Source organism: Clostridium facile (assembly GCF_014297275.1).
In the GTDB taxonomy this organism is placed as follows: Bacteria; Bacillota; Clostridia; order Oscillospirales; family Ruminococcaceae; genus Massilioclostridium; species Massilioclostridium facile.
Window position 1 is genome coordinate 538,068 of record NZ_JACOQK010000001.1, and the last position, 19,925, is coordinate 557,992.

The window sequence follows — 19,925 nt, forward strand, 5'->3', positions numbered from 1 at the left end:
TAGACATCAATTGGTAAATCCATTACAATAAAACCAAACAGCGCTGTAATAAAACTGAAACCCAAGGCAGAAATGGAGGAAAAAATGAAACACACATTAAAAACCAAAATGCTTGCCGCTGTATTAAGTGTTACAATGGTTGCAAGTATGGGCATTGGTATGACACAAACTGCATTAGCGGGCAATATGGATAGCGCAATTTCCGCAGCGGAATTCGCAAAACCGGGTATGGAATACCGTCCTGGCGTGCGTTGGTGGTGGTCTATGGGAACCAGTACGGAAGAGTTGTTGGAACAAATTGATTACCTGGCTGAAAATGGATTTGGTATGATTGAGATTGTACCATTTAACAGCGGGTACCTTACAGATGACCCAGCAGGTCCAATGGGCGCTACCTCTGCTACAGATACCATCTATCCAGATGAAAACCTGTTTGATTACGATACACCTTCCTACTATAAAAAATTGGAAACAGTAATCGCTGCAGCAGCGGAAAAAGGTATTATTGTCGATTTGAATATGGGTTCAGGGTATCTTGCTAGTTATAAGACGGTTACCCCAGAGCAAAGCCAAGGAAATATGGCGCTGGGCAGAAATACCGTGACGGTTGCGGATGATGGCGTTAATCAGGCGTTAACTGTTACAATTCCAGAGGTAGAGGTCAGCCCGCTGTATGATGCTACCGCTAATGGTAATCCAATGGCGGAATGGTCTGGGGAGAAAACACTACAAGCATTAGTTTTCTCCAAAATTGACGGTACTGGAACCGAACTGAAAAAAGGAAACCAATTTATTGATTTGGAAAAACAAGAAGTTTCAAAATCCTATGATAATCAGTTGGTTTTAGATGCGGAACACACAATTGTTGTTGATTTAACGGATAAAGAATACCATCCAGGCGATACTGTGACAGTAACACCAGATCTGGCAGGGAACTGGGAAGTAATTGCCCTATATACCGTGCCATCCTGTTCCATTCCAATCCGTGGTATCTATGATAAGAGCTATGTAGTAGACCATATGGATGCCAATGCAGTAAATGATTATGTCAACGATTGGTTGGGAAATCCAGAAGGATTGCAGCCAATTATTGAAAAATATGGTGATTCTATCCGTGCCGGGTTCAATGACAGCTATGAGTTCTACGATGATATGCTGTATAATAATAATCTGTACACAGAAGCGAAAAATCCAGATAATTTAATTGGATATGATATTTCTAAATATATTCCAGCTATGTACCAATTAAGCAATGATTGTTTTACTATCGGTAAAACCAATGGTAATATTGCTAAATATGACAAAACAACCGATACATTCTTAACTTATGACCTGACAGATGATGAAAAAACCCGTATTGAATATGACTATAACCAATTAATTAACCAGTTGTTTATGGAAGGAATGGAATCCTTTAGCAATACCTTAGAGGATTATGGGATGGTATACCGCCAGCAAGCGTATAATCCTCCAATTGATACGATTAAATCCTCTTACTATGTGGATATCCCGGAAACAGAAGGCTTAAGCGAATACTCTTTGCGCCGTGTTTCTTCAGGCGCCCATTTGTATGGCAAAAATCTGGTTACTTCCGAAGTGTATACCTTGGGTTCCACTCCGTACCAGTGTACCCCTCAATTTATTAAAAATGGGTATGATTTAATGGCAACCAGCGGTGTAAACAATTTCTTCTACCATGGACTAAGTTCCACTTACTTTGGCTCTGAAGAAGCAAAAGCAGTTGAAGCTTATGGGGAGAATGGCTGGCGTGGATGGCCAACAATTGGTATTGAGGTGGGTTCTGTTAATCCAATCTGGCCATATTTCAATAATTTGAACACCTACGCGGCACGTGCCAACTATATGATGCGTCAGGGTACTCCAAGTTCGGATGTGGCAATTTACATGCCACTGTTCGGAAGCATTCAAGAAACAGACGCAGTCAAAACAATGAATTACAACGGTTATACTTATGACGCTGTCAACGATGACGCAATCCAAAATGAATTCTCTTACCAGGACGGCAAGATTGTGGCCGCTACATCTGGCATGACCTACGATGTACTATTGATTCAGGATCAGACCATGCCAGTAGAAACTATCAACGCATTAAATGAATTAGCAAAACAGGGTGCTCCAATTATATTCTATGGGGATTTACCAAACAAGCAGCCAAGCTACGCGGATGGAAATTATGCAGCATTAGACCAACAAGTAGTAGATGCCGCAACGGCAATTACAACGAATTATGATAATGTTACCTGTGTTTCTACTATGGAAGAATATACGATAGCATTAGATCAAAATGTAACAGCTCCAATTTCTTGTGAATATAATACCAACGTACGTTTGGCAAGAAGAAGCCTGGAAACAGGAGGAGAACTGGCGTATATCCGCAATACTTCTAAAGAGCAAATGACTGTCACTCTGGATATTGATCCATCTTTGGAAAACTGCTACTGGCTGGATCAGAACAGCGGGGAAATTTACCAAGCGGAAAAGGATGGCAACACTATCACTGTGACCCTGGAGTCTGAAGCAGCAATTGGGTTAGTATGTGAACCAGAACAGGTTGGTTTCCAAGAATCTGAGTTATCTGAAGGAATTCCAGATAGCATCAATACCCAGCCAGTGGATGAAACAATCCCATTGGAAGGGTTTACCCTAAGTGTAACTGCTGATAACATTGGCTCAACACAAAGAGGAGAACAGCAAACCGTTACCTATGATGGTGAAAATGTATTTGGAAACTGGAAAGATGATAGCTTTAACGATGGGACGTTGAAATATGTAAGTGATCCAGGAACCTATACAACAACCTTCCAGATGGAGGACATAAACAACGAAAAAGTGGTATTGGATTTAGGCAATGTTTATTCCGCTGCAACTGTAACCGTAAATGGAACAGAAATTGGACAAGTAACATTTGAACCATTTACCATTGATATTACATCAGCATTAAAAACTGGAGAAAACACCATAAATATAGAAATTCAACCATTGGGTGCAAACCGCCGTGCAGGATTTGCGGCCGCTTATCAAGAAATCAAAGCAGCAGGGGAAACACCATCACCATTCTATAATTTCTATAATAATTACTGTAGTTCTGCAAAACCTGTAGATACTGGAATAGAAGGACCAATCCAACTAAACGTATATCAGGCGGATGTACAGGCAGATAAGGGTATTTTGAACTCTGTGATTCAATACGCAGAAGCTGCCAAAGAAAGTGGCGAATATGACAATGCCATTGAAAGCGTACAGAAATCCTTTGACGCTGCTTTGGAAAATGCAAAAACAGTAGCAAACAATGCTGGGGCTACCCAGGAAGAAGTAGATGCAGCATGGAAAACCTTGCTGAATGAAATCCATAAATTAGGATTTGTAGCTGGGGATAAAACAGAACTGGCTTCCCTGATAGAAGCAGCAAATGAAATCAATGCGGAACTTGACCGTTATGTGGAAGCAGGCAAAGCGGAATTCACCGCAGCATTAGAATCAGCAGTAGCGGTATATGAAGATGGCGACGCCATGCAGGCAGAAGTAAATGAAGCAGCAGATAACCTGTTGAGCGCAATGCTGAACCTGAGATACAAAGCAGATAAGTCTATCCTGGAAGATGTTCTTACAGAAGCAGGCAAAGTAGATGCAAACGCATACACAGCAGAAAGCTACGCAGCATTACAAGCAGCAGTAGCAGAAGCAAGCGATGTATACAACAACGAAAACGCAACCCAGGAAGAAGTAGATGCAGCAGTAACAAGTGTACAAACAGCAATAGATAACCTGGTAGCAGTAGATGGAACCCCTGCTGAAACTCCAACGGAAAACAATAATACAGCTAGAAGCCAGACAGGACAGGAATCCACTACACCAAAAGCAAACGCAGCGAAAACAGGCGACTTTGCACCAATTGCTGGAATGGCAGCAATAGCAATTGCAGGAGCTGCACTGGTTCTCTCCCGTAAGAAAAAATAACTCATAACGTTTTCTTCTTCTCTTTTCTCTCAATAGAATACACAAAGGGTCGGTTTGATAAAACCGGCCTTTTGTGATGTATGGGGGATCCGGATATTATGCAAATCACTTACCGAAAAACGGTATTTTCTTATTTGTTATTTCTAAGTGGATGAAATGGCATAGAAAATTTAATCGTTTATTCATGATTTTCCCCAGTTTTTAAAGATATCCGTAATTCGGAAATTAGCTTATTTAATCTGCTGATTTTTGTCGTATTATTCGTTTTATTTTATCGTATTTCTCCAATTTATTTTCCTGTTTTTGTATATGAGATAACCTGCTTTTGGTAAATGATTTAAACTATTTTGTTAGGAAAAATATGGGTTTGACAAACGATTCTTTTCCTTGCTATGATAGAAAAATACGAAACTTATATTTGAATTGAAATATAAGTTTGGCGGGTTGCAGAGTAGGAAATATTTCGTTTGGCAAACGTTGCTGTTTCATAAAAAATAATATTGGATTGGGAGCTTATGGAATGGGACTTTCAAGACGTTTCCTATGAAAAATAGTCTCCAGTCTTATGGCTGGCGAAATGGAGATATACTGACAGTGTGACAAACAAAAATTTCTATTTGTAGACTTATTTACTTATGACACTAGTATTTTGTTTTACATCGTATTTGATGGCTTTTAAACGACCGATATGTGCTGAATGTACCGCTAAAAATAACAGTTTATTTTATGGAACAGAAATGATTTTATTCCATCTATTGTAAATCATGTTTGGCTTCAAATAGAACCTAGATCGTTTTTTGAATTGGATTCTATTTTTTAGTAAATAAAATAGGGCTTTTCCTAACAGGTAGGCCCACTTTATTTGTATGGACAAGTATAACGGAACCAATTTCTATTATGACAAAATTGATCGAAATATCAAAGGAGAATGAGGATGTTAAAACGCATTATTTTATCTGGCATTAGTTTTTGTATCGCAATCAGCTTAACGGTCCTTTCTGTATTGGCAAAGCAGCAGGCAGTTCCTGAAAAAACGGTTGTTTCGTCACGACCTCCTGTTTCTTCCCTAAGTGTAGAATCTTCCTCCTCGGAAATCGAATCTTCATCGGAAGAGGTTTCATCTTCTGAGCCAGAGAGTTCCGAGCCAGTTTCCAGTGCGCCTCCCGCTCCGGCTCCTGTACAAAAAATTACAGGAAAGGTAACAAAAGACCCCCAGTTTAAACCAACTGAGGAGAACAAAAAAGAGGACCCGCAAAAAAATGAGCATCCAGATGCTGGTCCAGGGGGTTCCATTACGATTCCAGATACCCCAACTACACCGCCAGCATCTTCTGCTCCATCCCAGCCAGAACAAGGGGGAGATACAGCTCCTCCCCAGCCAGGCCCAACCTTCCCAACTGATCCAAATTATACGGGATGGTGGGAAACGGATGGAAAAACCTACTGTTATCAGAACGGACAAAAGATGACAGGTTGGAAGAACATCAATAATATAGGGTATTGGTTTAATGGCAATGGAGAACTTTCCTCTAAAATGGGGATTGACGTTTCAGTCCATCAAGGAAAAATCGACTGGCAAGCGGTAAAATCCGATGGGATTGAGTTTGCATTAATCCGTGTGGGATACCGTGGTAGTGTATCCGGAAAGATTGTAATCGACACCCGGTTTGAGGAAAATGTACGTGCGGCAGCTGCTGCCGGAATTGAATGCGGTGTTTATTTCTTTTCCCAGGCAATCAACGCCGATGAAGGTAGGGCAGAAGCAGAATTTGCATTAAACGCTATTAGTGGTTTGCCAGTTACCGGCCCTGTTATTATTGATACTGAATATGTTGCCTGGAATCCAGGCGCCGGCGATACCGAACCCCGTGGAAACCGTACCAGCACTTCCGCCCGTACGGATGCGGTAGCTGCCTTTTGCCAAACAGTGGCTTCCGCTGGAAAACAAACTATGATTTATGCCAGCCAGTCCTGGTATGAGAATAACCTTCAATTGAGCCGTTTAACTTCCTATCAAAAATGGTTAGCCCGTTGGAGTGAGAGTGTCACTTGGAACCACGATTTTACCATCTGGCAATGTACCGATAAGGGCAAGGTAAAAGGGATTAACGGAAACGTTGACCGCAATGCCTGGAAAATAGGATAAGAATAGTTCATTTTTTAGTTTTCCTTCTCAAATTAGAGTTGCTCCCTGTTGTAGTTATCTTTCTATAACAGGGAAATTTTATTTCTTTCAGGTACAACAAATCTCTAGTTTTAAATAAAAAACCTTTTATGGTTCTAAAAAGAATGGTTTTTAGTTGAATTAAGAACAAATATAAAAATGGTTGTCTGTTAGTGCATTTAGTTAATGATAGTTATCTCAACCAGCTTATCTGATTGCCTCAATCTATTGAAATTATAAGACTGAGGCGCTTTTTGAAACAATGCTATATCGTTTCAGTTTCTCCTTTTGCAAGATTTTAATGGTAACAGAAGCTTTTTATAGGAGTATTCTCCAACAATATAGATACTTTTCTTCTTCTTTAAGATATACGGTTTGAAGGAAGGCGAAATGATAAATTATGCTATTTTACCTTCTCATATGGTTTAATATGATGGAATAGCACAAAAAGGATTGCTGTTATTGATTCATGATAGGATTTTACTTTTGATTCGTTCCTCTTAAACGGCAAAGAAAAAACCAAAGCCCCAAAATAAAGTGGCTTTGGTTTTTCTTTATTGTTTTAAATGGAATATACTTAGATATTAGAAGCTTTCTTTTTGAGGGTGAGTACTAGGACAAGACCTGCAACTGTGATAGCTGCAATTCCTGCAACTGGATTCATATCTCCTGTTTTTGCAGTGTTTGCTTTGGCTGTAGTGCTTTCTTGTCCGGCTTGAGTAGCGTTGTTGTCGGTAGTTGTTGTTTCATTTACGGTTCCATTCACTGCTACCAGGTTATCCATTGCGGTTTGTACACTTGTTACTGCTGCATCTACTTCTTCCTGGGTTGCATTTTCATTTTCCAGTACTGCTTTTGCATCATTTACTGCTGCTGTCAACACTGCGTAGCTTTCCGCTGTGTATGCATTTGCATCTACTTTGCCTGCTTCCGCAAGAACATCTTCCAGGATGGACTTATCTGCTTTGTATCTCAGGTTCAGCATCGCATTTAATAAATCATCCGCTACTTGGTTGATTTCTGCTTGCATAGCATCTCCATCTTCATATACCGCTACTGCTGCTTCTAATGCTGCGGTGAATTCTGCTTTGCCTGCTTCCACATAACGGTCAAGTTCTGCATTGATTTCATTGGCCGCTTCAATCAAAGAAGCTAACGCTGTTTTATCCCCAGCTACAAATCCTAATTTGTGGATTTCATTCAGCAAGGTTTTCCATGCTGTGTCCACTTCTTCCTGGGTAGCCCCAGCATTGCCTGCTACTGTTTTCGCATTTTCCAAAGCAGCGTCAAAGGATTTTTGTACGGATTCGATTGCATTATCATATTCTCCGCTTACTTTGGCATTTTCTGCGTAGGTAATTACTTGGTTTAAAATTGTTTTGTTAATTTTTTCAACCGTGTATTGGTTTGTAATGGTAGTGTTATTATCTTTTGGATAGTTGCTATCAATCGCTAGGGAATTTACAATGCTATTTGCAAAATCGCCCAGTTGCTGCCGCATTTCTTCAGTTAATAAACCTTCTGTTGCTTCTGTACCTGTTTCTGGATCAGCTGGCGTACCGTTAATCAATTCTGATAGGATTTCTTCAAAGTTGACACTGATCCCAATTAAGCCACCAACATTGTTGATTTTTGTAATCAAGTCCTGAACAGTGTAGCCATCCGGAATCATTCTGGTGCTACCTTCAGCTGTCCATCCTACAAACATTGCCATCAGGTTAATCATGGTTTTGGTATTGTCATTTAAAGGTTGGATTAAAACAGTCCTCCCTTCCACTGGAATCCATTCTTTTGTAGTCAAGTTCCAGCCAGCGATACCTGTCAGGTCTTTTAAGGATACCTGATCCAATACCTGGGTAAGCAGGTTGGAAACATGTTGGATAAGCAGATTCACAATTTGGTCAACTACTTCACCACTGCTAATAGCTTGCTCAGCGGAAGCTACCCATGCAGGCATGTTGTCTTTGTTATCGTTTCCAGCTAAATGGCTCTGGTATGCATAGTTCGCAAGGTCTAAAATGGTTTTTGTTTCTGACTCAGTCTGGTATACAGGGACTGCTAATAAATCGCTCGCTAAAGCATCAATGGCATTATCTAAAATAGTAGGGTTCGCCACCATACTGTCCAATGTACCAAATACAGGAGTTAAAGCTTCTTTTAAACCCTGTACAGGGATCGATGCCCAATATCCATCTGGATCTTCTCCTGGAGCAGCATCTGGGGCTTCATCACTGGCAATCCAAATTTTAATGGTATTGCCCTCATAATAAACGTTGGTTCCTGCCTCTGGAGTTGTTGGGAGAAGTAGAGGAAGTGCAACATCAATAAGTTGTTCAATGGTTAAATTACCATCACCGGGGAGGGTATCGCCCAATAAATTGTTGATCAAAGCTTCCAACGCTGGTTTGACTCCACCAGCTTCCGTGATTTGGTCATAATAACCGTGGAGGAAACCATTTACAGTGGTGGATACCATATCAACAGAGAAGCCGTGTTGCTGACCATACGCGGTAATATCTTCAATCGTCTGTTCTTCTCCTGTTAATGGGTTCGTAAAGGTGATTGGGCCTAGGTTTGTTGTAGTAGAAACCGACATGTTTTCAGTTACAACCCCGTTGTCCAGATTTCTGTTAATGGTTACAAAACGCATTGGAGACGGGTAAGTGACAACTGATCCGGTTTCAATATCATACAGAGTATTTCCAGCTTCTGTTGTCATAGTTGCAATATCGTTGGCGTGCATATGACCAGTAAAAATATACTGCATACCGGCGTCAGCGAATTCTTCACTTAAACGTTCATAATCGTTGACCAGGTACATTGGCAAAATAGTAGGTTCCAGTTCGAAGTGTGGAACCATACCATGGTGTTCTAAGCCGATAACAGTATCGCCACGGTCTTTTGCTTCTTTAATTTGTTCTAAAATCCAATTTTCCAAATCGGCACTAATGGCACCGGAAGTTTCGTGTTCATCTAAGCCAGAATCGGTATTGTCGGCACTATAACGTGCAGAATCAATCGCAATTACAGTATAGCCATCTTCTGGACGAGCTACATAAGATAAACCACCAGCTTCTTTTCCTTCAGGAGGAGTGTAAGTATCAATAATACTTTCATCTTCAAATGTTACATCGCTGTAGATTTGTTTAAAATCCTCTGGTTCTGTGCGTCCTGCTGGAATAGCGGTGCCATCTTCCGTATTAAAGTTCATAGCATTAGAGTTTCGGAGGTCATGGTTGCCAGGTACAACATATACTTTTAAGTTTGGAACTTCTTCTTTTAAATGTTCCAATTTTTCTGCCAGTTGCTCATGGCCTTCTTTTTCACCGTCTTTGGTCAAGTCGCCAGAGATCATCAGTACATCAGGTTGGTCTTCCTTTACGGTTTCCAACATTTTATCTAAAATGGCAGCACTTTCTGTAAACATTTTACGGTCGCTGTTCAGGTGATTGGTATAATCGGTGGTATCCTTGATCATATCAGGGGACAAATAGTGGGTGTCGGACAAAACAGCAATTTTTAATTGTTCCTCTTGTTGTTTTGACATTATAGCTGCGCTAACAGGAAGCGCTTGGCCTAACAGCAATGTAGCGGAAAGTAACGCTGCAATACTGCCTTTTAGCCATTTTTTTGAAAAATGCATAGTACGTTCTCCTTTGTTTACGATAATTTTATGTCCTAAAATATAAATTTTCCTTTATCCATCTTTGAATTTCCTGTTTTTTTCAGTATATCACGAATGGGAACAATATATTTTGAACAATTACCATTCTATCTCAATTGTGTAAAAAGAGAAGCAAAATTAGGTTAAACCTATATCAAATTTTCCAGAATTTATCATTTTATGAGTGAAGTTAGCCGTTATTGATAGAAAAATGAAAAAGATAGTACTATAATCTAAAGAAGGGAAAATTGTAGGTATCCAATTAAAAGTGTCATTTCTATTATTATTTTTGTGAAATTTTAAAAAAACGCTTGCTTTTTTATTTGTGTTGTGCTATCATAGATAGGCAATGAGTATTTGATAACAGGAATATTCGAATAGAAATTATACTCTTGGAGGTGAATGCGATCATGAAACCAGGAATTCATCCAAATTACGAAAAAACCACAATCACATGTGCTTGCGGTAATGTAATTGAAGTCGGTTCTACCAAAAAAGACATCAAAGTTGAAATTTGTTCTAAATGCCATCCGTTCTTTACTGGCAGACAAAAATTGGTTGATGCCGGCGGACGTGTTGATAGATTTAACAGAAGATTTAATCTCAACAAATAAGAACAGTAAGCGGTGTATCAGTACACCGCTTTCCTTCTTTTTACAGACGATTTTTTTGATATCCCACAAAAGGGGGAATCTCAATTGGATTATGTGACAATTGCGGATTATGCTACTGATGAGTTTATCGAGCGGAAATCTCGCTTTATTGGTTTTATTAAACCGGTGAAAACAAAAGCGGAAGCAGAGGCGTTTATCGCTGAAATCAAATCCAAGCATTATGACGCCACCCACAATGTTTCCGCTTATATTGTAAGGGAAGAGCGGATTGAACGGTATTCCGATGATGGGGAACCTCAAGGGACAGGAGGAGTCCCCATGCTGGAAGTCCTCAAAAAAGAGGGGTTGACCGATGTGTGTGCTGTGGTGACCCGTTATTTTGGCGGAATCCTGCTAGGAGCAGGAGGACTGGTACGGGCTTATTCCCATGGATGTAGCATTGCGGTACATGCGGCACAAAAAATTTTGATGTGTGACTGCGAGCGCCTTACTTTAAATTTTGACTATAGCCTATATGGTAAAATTAATTACCTGTTGCCCAACTACAATATCAAATTGGAACAATCCGATTTTGCTGACCGGGTTACCCTACAGCTTCTGGTTCGTTTGGATACGGCGGAACAGCTAAAAAAGGATTTGATTGAGGCGTGTAATGGGCAAATTATCCTCGATACGGTAGAACAGGTATTTACCGATTATCCTTATATCGAAGAATAGGACAATAAAACAGCGCATATTGTTGTATGTCACTAATACTGATGTGAATATAGGTATAGTGAACTCTTTTTATTGTTGATGGAATGAAAATATTGGTTTCCATACAAGGGGTGCAGTTATGTTGTATAGCTGTTTTCTATAAAATAGGGCTATTGATATGATAGGCGTTATCGTAGAAAACAATTTGGAGGTAATTGGGTTGATGAAGGTAAATAATCCCAAATAAAAGGATTTATTTTCAACCTAAACCAAGAAAAATAAAAAATTGAAAAAATAAAAAAGGTTTTTTTGTCCTTTTTCGGTATATTATTATTAGAACAGGAAAATAGATGCGGAAAGGGGAGATAAAAATGACGATTCGGGAACGGATTGAACAACAGGAAGAACAGACATTAAGCAAATATGCCACCTTGGCAAAGAACACCAAGGGCAGAGCGACCTATCAAAAGCCCTGTGATATCCGCACGGAATTTCAACGGGACCGGGACCGCATTTTGCACTGTAAAGCCTTTAAACGGCTGCGGTACAAAACCCAGGTTTTTTTATCTCCGGATTCTGATCATTACCTAACTCGTTTGGTACATACCTTAGAAGTGGCGCAGATTGCCCGTACAATCGCCAGGGGGCTGCGAATCAACGAAGATTTGACCGAAGCCATCGCCCTGGGGCATGACCTGGGGCACACCCCATTCGGCCATGCGGGGGAACGGGTGTTAAATGAGATCTGCCCCCATAAATTCCATCATGCGGAAAACAGCGTGCGGGTAGTCACCGTGCTAGAAAAGGAAGGCAAAGGGCTGAACCTGACGGCGGAAACCCTGGATGGAATCCGCAACCATTCCTTTGGGCACGCCCAAACCCTGGAAGGCCGCCTGGTAAAAATCGCGGATAAAGTGGCGTATATCAACCATGATATTGAGGATGCCATCCGGGCTGGCGTTTTGACCAAAGAGGATTTACCTCAAGACTGCATTGAGGTGTTAGGGGATACGAAAAGCAAGCGGATTACGACGATTGCCACCTCAATTTTGGAGTACACCAAAGAGGATATCGCCATGGCACCAGAAGTGTTACAGGCGCATAATAAGCTGCGGAAATTTATGTTTGAACATGTGTATTTAGCGGTGCCTGCAAAACAGGCAGAAGAAGCGAAAGCGGTACAGGTTGTGGAGCAGATGTACCACTATTACCTTACCCATGAGAAAGAGCTGCCGGAGTTTTACCGGCAAATTGCCCAAAAAGAAGATTTACACCGTGCTGTGTGCGATTATATTTCCGGGATGTCCGACCATTATATTGTGGAACGGTATTTGGATTTGTTTGTACCCCATTCCTGGAAAGGACTAAAACAATAAGGAGGGATGCCTATGGCGATTAGTGAAAGCTTTATTCAACAGCTGCGGATGGCATGCGATATTACCTCCATTGTTTCCTCCTATGTGGAGCTAAAGCGGGAAGGGCGAAATAAAAAATGCCTTTGCCCGTTCCATTTGGAAAAAACCCCTTCTTTGGTGGTATATGAGGATACCCAGTCGTTCTATTGTTTTGGATGCGGCACAGGTGGAGACGTCATCACCTTTATTATGAAGATTGAAAACCTGGATTATGTGGAGGCGGTCAAATTTCTGGCTGCCCGGGTTGGGTTGACTGTCCCGGAGGATGGCCAGGATGATAAGCTAGCGAAACAGCGTTCCAGGATTTTGGCGTTAAACCGGGAAGCTGCCCGGTTTTTCCACCAGAGTTTGAAATCTCCCGAAGGAAGGGAAGGGCTGGCTTATTTTGCCCAAAGGCGGCTGACCAAAAAGACCATCATAACCTATGGTTTGGGGTACGCCCCCAACCAATGGCATGCTCTGTTAGATCACATCAAATCCAAAGGCTATTCTTACGAGGAAGCAGCACTGGCGGATTTGGCGGTAAAATCCAAAAACGGACGGTATTATGATAAATTTCGGAACCGTGTTATTTTCCCCATCATTGATTTGCGGGGGAATGTGATTGGGTTTGGCGGTAGGGTCTTAGATGATAGCCAGCCAAAATATCTGAATTCCTCAGATACGCCAGTATTTAAAAAGAGCCGGAACCTGTTTTCCTTAAACTTCGCCAAAAATTCACCAGAAAAAAACCTGATTTTAGCGGAGGGATATATGGATGTGATTGCCATGTACCAGGCTGGGTTCCACAATGTGGTGGCAACGTTAGGGACGGCACTCACTGCGGAACAGGCGCGGCTGATTTCCCGATATGCCAATGAGGTGATTATCGCTTACGATTCGGACGAAGCGGGGCAGATTGCCACCACCAGGGCATCCAATCTATTTGAGGAAGCTGGCGTGGAGGCAAGGGTGCTGGAAATCACCGGAGCAAAAGACCCGGATGAATACATTAAAACCTACGGTGCAGACCGTTTTAAAGTATTATTGGAGCAATCCGAAAATGTAATCAAAAGTAAACTAAAGCGGCTAAAATCCAGGTACAACCTGGATGAACCGGAAGAACAGGTCAAATACATCCATGAGTATTGCCTGATGATTTCGGAACTTTATGATAAGCTGGAGCGGGATGTTTACGCTGGGAGCTTGGCTGTGGAATGCAATCTTTCCAAAGCAGCCGTGTTGGAACAGGTCGAACACCTGCGAAAACAGCAGTATCGACGGAAAAAAAGCAAAGAATGGAAGGAAATCCAGTCTGGAAAAGCAGTTTATGTGGATAAAATCAATCCGGAACGTGTAAAATATCCAAAAGAGGCAAAAGCGGAGGAAGGAATCCTCTATTTTCTATTAAACCATCCTGATTTTGTCAGCTATATTTTGGAACGGATTCAGCCGGAGCAGTTTATCACTAGCTGGAACCAAAAATTATTTGCTTTAATCATACAAAAAATACAACAGGATAGCCCGTTGGAATTAACCTATTTTAACGAACAGCTCTCTCCAGATGAAATGGGGCGTTTGGCGCGGATTTTATCCGAAAACAGAGATTTAAACCATACCAAAGAAAGCTTAGACGATTACATTGCCGTTATCCTGCAACACGCCCATAAATTGCAGGACGCCGAGCGCAGCCGTTTCTCTCTAGACGATTATGAGCAATATCGTCAGGAGCTTTTCAAAAACAAAGGAAAAAAATGAATGTGAAAGGGGAACCTTTATGCCTGCTAAAAAGAATGTTACGAATGAACCTGCAAACCATCCAGTGGACCCAAAGGCTGTTACTGCTGAACTGCTGGAAAAAGGGAAGCAAAAAGGAAAATTAACCTCCCAGGAGATTGCAGTTGCTCTGGAAGAACTGGATTTTGATGTAGACCAGGTGGAAAAACTGTATGAGTCCTTTGAACAGTATAACATAGAAGTGATTGAAGATATTGACGAAGATTTGGATATTGATTTTGCTTTGGATGTTAACCTCAACCAGGACTTGGAAGCCACGATTGCGGCGGAAGGGATCAATATTGACGACCCGGTAAAGGTTTATTTAAAGGAAATCGGCAAAGTTCCTCTTTTAACAGCAGAGGAGGAAATCGAGCTGGCGCAGCGGATGTCGGACGGCGACCCATATGCTAGAAAACGCCTTTCCGAAGCAAACCTTCGTTTGGTAGTCAGCATCGCGAAACGCTATGTAGGCCGCGGTATGCAGTTTTTGGATTTGATTCAGGAAGGCAACCTGGGCTTAATCAAAGCGGTAGAAAAATTTGACTATACCAAAGGGTTTAAGTTCTCCACCTATGCGACCTGGTGGATTCGCCAGGCAATCACCCGTGCCATCGCGGACCAGGCAAGAACTATTCGTATTCCGGTACACATGGTGGAAACCATTAACAAAGTAAAAAAAATAAGCAGCCAGTTGCTGCATAAAAATGGCCACGATGCCAGTGCGGAAGAAATTGCGGAAGTACTGGAAATGCCGGTGGATAAAGTGCGGGAAATCATGCGGGTATCCCAGGAACCAGTTTCGTTGGAAACCCCAATCGGTGAAGAAGAAGACAGCCATTTGAGCGACTTTATTCCGGATGACGATGCACCAGCACCAGCAGAAGCAGCTTCCCACACCTTGTTAAGGGAACAGCTAGGAGAAGTGCTGAGCACCTTAACCGACCGTGAGGAAAAAGTACTCCGCCTGCGTTTCGGTTTGGAAGATGGCCGTTCCCGTACCCTGGAAGAAGTGGGAAAAGAATTTAATGTTACTAGGGAACGTATCCGCCAGATTGAGGCAAAAGCTCTGCGGAAACTGCGGCATCCAAGCCGTTCCAAAAAATTAAAAGACTTTTTGGATTAATGGATTCGAGGGAAAATCAATGTATATTAATCTGGAATCGGATTATGCTGTCCGTATTGTCAGTTTTTTATGCCGGGACGGTATGAAGTACGACGCCAAGACCATTGCGGAAAATACTGGGGTGACCCTGCGGTTTGCCCTGAAAATTCTGCGGAAACTGGTGGCGGCGGGGATTGTAAAATCCTATAAAGGGACACAGGGCGGCTACAAAATCGCCAAGCCCGCCGATGAAATCACCTTGCTGGAAGTAATTGAAACAATGGAAGGCCGGTATTGTTTTAGCCGCTGCCTAAACGAGGAACACAGCTGTGGGGATTGGTGTTCTGGAATGGGGTGCAAGGTACAACGGGTGTACTCCAAAATTACCGACCAGGTGCGGGAGGAATTATCCAAAGTAACCTTTAAAACCATTTAATTACATAATATTGGTATAAAAATCGGAATCCTATCCAATCCTACCTAGGGGAATATGGCGTAAAATAGGCAAACTATATGAAAAAAAGCTTGAGAAAAAAATTCCTCAAGCTTTTTTGTTATTTATTCTTGACTTTAGTATACCCATGTGGTACAATATTATACTGTATCATAATGGACTTGTATGCTCTACTGTTATTATTGTATCATACAATCGGACAAAATGCAATAGTAAACTTTGTGAAAACTTTTTGCAACTTTTTTGGGAATTGTGCAATACATTTAAGTTTTTATAAAGGGTGCTTGCGTTGAAAATAGAATGGAGGAATTAAGCCTATGGTGAATGTCAAACCTGTTAAATTAGGAAAAAAAACCAGAATGAGCTTTGCACGGATCAATGAAGTGCTGGAAATGCCAAACTTGATTGAGGTGCAGAAAAATTCATATGAATGGTTTCGGACAGAGGGTTTGAAAGAAGTTTTTCGCGACTCGGCCTATATTTCCGACCATACCGGAAACCTGGTATTGGAATTTGTGGATTATCGCTTTGACGATAAGCTCAAATACGATGTGCTGGAATGTAAAGAGCGCGACACCACCTATGCGGCTCCGCTGCGGGTAAAAACAAGGCTGATTAACAAGGAGACCGGCGAGGTTAAAGAGCAGGAAATTTTCATGGGTGATTTCCCTCTTATGACGGATAGCGGTACTTTTGTCATTAACGGTGCGGAACGTGTTATTGTTTCCCAGTTGGTTCGTTCCCCAGGGGTTTACTATGGCAGTGAATATGACAAAACCGGTAAGAAAAAATTCTCTACCACCGTCATTCCAAACCGTGGCGCATGGCTGGAATATGAAACCGATTCCAATGATGTTTTCTATGTTCGGATTGACAAAAACCGTAAAATTCCAATTACGGTATTTATCCGTGCTTTGCTGCGCATTAAAGATGATTCCAATTTAAGCGATGCGGAAGTATTTACTGACCAATACGGCACTGATCAGGAAATTTACGAAATTTTTGGCGAAGATAGACGCATGGTGCAGACCATCACGGACAAGGATAATACCAAAAATGGGGAAGAAGCGTTGCTGGAAGTCTACCGCAAACTCCGTCCAGGTGAACCACCAACACTGGATAGCGCTGTTACCCATTTAAGAAATCTCTTCTTTGATGACCGCCGCTATGACCTTTCTAAAGTAGGGCGTTATAAATACAACAAAAAACTGGCGATTGCAAATCGTTTGACCGGCCATGTATTGGCAGAACCAGTGGTAAACGAGTTAACTGGCGAACTCTTAGGGGAAAAAGGCGAAACTTTGACTTATGAACGTGCGCTGGCAATCGAAAAAGCTGGTGTGGATACCGCTTATATTGATGTGGAAGGCGAAATCGTTAAAGTGATTTCCAACGGCATGGTGGATATCACCGATTTTGTGGACATCGACCCAGAAGCGTTCGACATCGGGGAAAAAGTCCGCTTCCGTGTATTAAAAGATATTTTGGAAACCTGCTCCTCCCAGGAAGAAATTGAGGAGGCGATCCGGGAACGTGTGGATATGCTGGTTCCAAAACACATCATTAAAGATGATATTTTCGCTTCTATTAACTATGTGAATAACCTGGCTTATGGTGTTGGTACCATTGACGATATCGACCATCTGGGTAACCGCCGTATCCGTAGCGTAGGCGAATTGCTGCAAAACCAATTCCGTATCGGCTTCAGCCGTATGGAACGTGTTATCCGGGAAAGAATGACCTTGCAGGCGCAGGATATGGATACCATGACCCCACAGGCTTTGATCAATATCCGTCCTGTTGTGGCTGCGATTAAAGAGTTCTTTGGTTCTTCTCCATTGTCCCAGTTCATGGACCAGAACAACCCTCTGGCAGAATTGACCCATAAACGTCGTCTATCTGCGTTGGGTCCAGGCGGTTTGTCCCGTGATAGGGCAGGGTTTGAGGTGCGTGACGTTCACTATTCCCACTACGGAAGAATGTGCCCAATTGAAACCCCAGAAGGTCCAAACATCGGTTTGATCTCCTATCTTGCTTCTTTTGCGAGATTGAATAAATACGGCTTTATTGAAGCCCCATACCGCCGTGTAGACAAAGAAACAGGCGTTGTGTTGGATGAAGTGGTTTACATGACCGCTGATATGGAAGATAACTACATTGTCGCTCAGGCGAACGCAGAACTGACAGAGGACAACAAGTTTGCTACCCCTCGTGTTACTGGCCGTTACCGTGACCAGATCATCGAAGTAGAACGGGAACAGGTTGACTTCATGGACGTTTCCCCAAAAATGGTTGTATCTGTTGCGACTGCCATGATTCCATTCCTAGAAAACGACGACGCAAACCGTGCTTTGATGGGTGCGAACATGCAGCGTCAGGCTGTGCCACTGTTAAGAACAGAAGCACCTGTGGTTGGTACTGGTATGGAATACAAAGCAGCAGTGGATTCCGGTGTTGCTGTACTGGCAAAACAAAACGGTGTAGTAAAACATGTTTCAGCGGATGAAATTGTCATTGAGGATGCTGACCACATCGAACACAACTATAAACTGATTAAGTTTATGCGCTCCAACCAGAGTACATGTGTAAACCAGAAGCCAATTGTTTCCAAAGGTGAAACCGTTACCAAAGGCCAGGTAATCGCGGACGGTCCTGCAATGGACCACGGCGAAATCAGCTTGGGTAAAAACGCTTTGATCGGATTTATGACCTGGGAAGGTTATAACTATGAAGACGCGGTTTTAATCAATGAAAGAATTGTGCGTGAAGATATATATACTTCCCTGCATATTGAAGAATATGAAGTGGAAGCAAGAGATACCAAATTAGGTCCAGAAGAAATTACCCGTGAAATTCCAAACGTCGGGGAAGATGCCCTGAAAGATTTGGACGAACGTGGTATCATCCGTGTTGGTGCGGAAGTGCGTGCAGGGGATATTCTGGTTGGTAAGGTTACTCCAAAAGGGGAAACCGAACTGACAGCCGAAGAACGTTTGCTCCGTGCAATCTTCGGGGAAAAAGCCCGTGAAGTAAGGGATACTTCCCTCCGTGTACCACATGGTGAATACGGTATTGTAGTAGATGTAAAAGTGTTTACCAGAGAGAACTCCGATGAGCTCTCCCCAGGGGTAAACATGGTAGTGCGCTGCTACATTGTACAAAAGAGAAAATTAAGCGTTGGGGACAAAATGGCGGGCCGCCATGGTAATAAGGGTGTCGTTTCCCGTATCCTTCCACAGGAAGATATGCCATTTCTGCCAGATGGCCGTCCTCTGGATATTGTATTGAACCCATTGGGCGTACCTTCCCGTATGAACATCGGGCAGGTATTGGAAGTACATCTTGGCTACGCTGCGAAAGCGTTGGGATGGAAGATTATGACCCCTGTATTTGACGGTGCCCACGAAAGCGATATCCGTGAATGCTTAAAAGAAGCTGGCTTGCGTGAAGATGGAAAAACCATCTTGTATGATGGACGTACTGGGGAACCATTTGACAACCCTGTTACCGTAGGTTATATGTACTACCTGAAACTCCATCACCTGGTTGACGATAAAATCCACGCCCGTTCTACCGGTCCATATAGTTTGGTTACCCAGCAGCCATTGGGTGGTAAAGCCCAGTTCGGTGGCCAGAGATTCGGGGAAATGGAAGTTTGGGCATTGGAAGCGTATGGCGCAGCTTACACCTTGCAGGAAATCTTAACTGTAAAATCCGACGATACCGTTGGACGTGTTAAGACTTACGAAGCAATTGTAAAAGGCCAGAATGTGCCAAAACCAGGCGCTCCAGAGGCATTTAAAGTATTGATTAAAGAATTGCAGTCCCTCGCTTTGGATGTGCGTGTGCTGGATAAAGACAACAACGAAATCGACCTGCGGCAATCCTTTGACGAAGATGATGATATTGGCTTGCAGCCTGTTGTGGAAGAAGACGAAACATTCAAAGATGAAGAAGCATTTAAAGAGGTAGAAGTAGAACAGGATTTTGAAGGTTTTGACGTTTCAGAACCAGAAGATCTTGGTGCTGATTTGGATTTTGGTTTAGATGATTTTGATGAATAAAAAGGAGAGATGTCGG

10 protein-coding genes are annotated in these 19,925 nt (G+C 42.2%); 9 read left to right on the top strand and 1 reads right to left on the bottom strand.

Features of this window, described 5'->3' with window-relative positions; all coding sequences use genetic code 11:
* The first annotated feature begins 84 nt into the window (after nucleotides 1-84).
* Both H8Z77_RS02265 and H8Z77_RS02270 read left to right on the top strand, forming a co-directional pair.
* Nucleotides 85-3,978: a glycosyl hydrolase gene (locus H8Z77_RS02265; RefSeq protein ID WP_186996048.1), complete on the top strand. Its 3,894-nt coding sequence runs from the start codon at nucleotides 85-87 to the stop codon at nucleotides 3,976-3,978.
* Between the two features lie 934 nt (nucleotides 3,979-4,912).
* The gene (locus H8Z77_RS02270) at nucleotides 4,913-6,124 is read left to right on the top strand and encodes a glycoside hydrolase family 25 protein (RefSeq protein ID WP_069988469.1); all 1,212 of its coding nucleotides are present in this window, start codon (nucleotides 4,913-4,915) and stop codon (nucleotides 6,122-6,124) included.
* 595 nt (nucleotides 6,125-6,719) lie between these two features.
* Here the strand turns inward: H8Z77_RS02270 and H8Z77_RS02275 are convergent.
* Entirely contained in the window at nucleotides 6,720-9,785 is a 3,066-nt protein-coding gene (locus tag H8Z77_RS02275) for a metallophosphoesterase (protein ID WP_286165385.1), read from the bottom strand.
* A 431-nt stretch (nucleotides 9,786-10,216) separates the two neighbouring features.
* Here H8Z77_RS02275 and rpmE point away from each other — a divergent pair, with 431 nt between their 5' ends.
* The 7 genes from rpmE (at nucleotide 10,217) to rpoB (ending at nucleotide 19,909) form a co-directional block, all read left to right on the top strand.
* Nucleotides 10,217-10,420 (top strand): 50S ribosomal protein L31, encoded by a 204-nt coding sequence (gene rpmE, locus H8Z77_RS02280; RefSeq protein WP_069988471.1) that lies wholly within the window; start codon nucleotides 10,217-10,219, stop codon nucleotides 10,418-10,420.
* Between the two features lie 93 nt (nucleotides 10,421-10,513).
* Complete coding sequence (locus H8Z77_RS02285) at nucleotides 10,514-11,137, top strand: YigZ family protein (RefSeq protein ID WP_333724069.1); 624 nt, start codon at nucleotides 10,514-10,516, stop codon at nucleotides 11,135-11,137.
* Nucleotides 11,138-11,487: 350 nt separating this feature from the next.
* Entirely contained in the window at nucleotides 11,488-12,492 is a 1,005-nt protein-coding gene (locus H8Z77_RS02290; protein WP_186996049.1) for a deoxyguanosinetriphosphate triphosphohydrolase, read from the top strand.
* 12 nt (nucleotides 12,493-12,504) lie between these two features.
* Nucleotides 12,505-14,268: a DNA primase gene (dnaG, locus tag H8Z77_RS02295; RefSeq protein WP_186996050.1), complete on the top strand. Its 1,764-nt coding sequence runs from the start codon at nucleotides 12,505-12,507 to the stop codon at nucleotides 14,266-14,268.
* Nucleotides 14,269-14,287: 19 nt separating this feature from the next.
* Nucleotides 14,288-15,412, top strand: a complete 1,125-nt coding sequence (gene rpoD / locus H8Z77_RS02300; protein ID WP_083256426.1) for an RNA polymerase sigma factor RpoD — start codon at nucleotides 14,288-14,290, stop codon at nucleotides 15,410-15,412.
* A 19-nt stretch (nucleotides 15,413-15,431) separates the two neighbouring features.
* Nucleotides 15,432-15,827 (top strand): RrF2 family transcriptional regulator, encoded by a 396-nt coding sequence (locus H8Z77_RS02305; RefSeq protein ID WP_186996051.1) that lies wholly within the window; start codon nucleotides 15,432-15,434, stop codon nucleotides 15,825-15,827.
* Nucleotides 15,828-16,162: 335 nt separating this feature from the next.
* On the top strand, nucleotides 16,163-19,909 hold the full coding sequence (gene rpoB, locus H8Z77_RS02310; protein ID WP_186996052.1) for a DNA-directed RNA polymerase subunit beta: 3,747 nt from the start codon (nucleotides 16,163-16,165) through the stop codon (nucleotides 19,907-19,909).
* The last annotated feature ends 16 nt before the right edge of the window (nucleotides 19,910-19,925 follow it).

Excerpts from the sequence above, each read along its gene's own strand:
- H8Z77_RS02265 (WP_186996048.1), top strand. The coding sequence starts at position 85 with ATGAAACACACATTAAAAACCAAAATGCTTGCCGCTGTATTAAGTGTT.
- H8Z77_RS02270 (WP_069988469.1), top strand. The coding sequence starts at position 4,913 with ATGTTAAAACGCATTATTTTATCTGGCATTAGTTTTTGTATCGCAATC.
- H8Z77_RS02275 (WP_286165385.1), bottom strand. The coding sequence starts at position 9,785 with ATGCATTTTTCAAAAAAATGGCTAAAAGGCAGTATTGCAGCGTTACTT.
- rpmE (WP_069988471.1), top strand. The coding sequence starts at position 10,217 with ATGAAACCAGGAATTCATCCAAATTACGAAAAAACCACAATCACATGT.
- H8Z77_RS02290 (WP_186996049.1), top strand. The coding sequence starts at position 11,488 with ATGACGATTCGGGAACGGATTGAACAACAGGAAGAACAGACATTAAGC.
- dnaG (WP_186996050.1), top strand. The coding sequence starts at position 12,505 with ATGGCGATTAGTGAAAGCTTTATTCAACAGCTGCGGATGGCATGCGAT.
- rpoD (WP_083256426.1), top strand. The coding sequence starts at position 14,288 with ATGCCTGCTAAAAAGAATGTTACGAATGAACCTGCAAACCATCCAGTG.
- H8Z77_RS02305 (WP_186996051.1), top strand. The coding sequence starts at position 15,432 with ATGTATATTAATCTGGAATCGGATTATGCTGTCCGTATTGTCAGTTTT.
- rpoB (WP_186996052.1), top strand. The coding sequence starts at position 16,163 with ATGGTGAATGTCAAACCTGTTAAATTAGGAAAAAAAACCAGAATGAGC.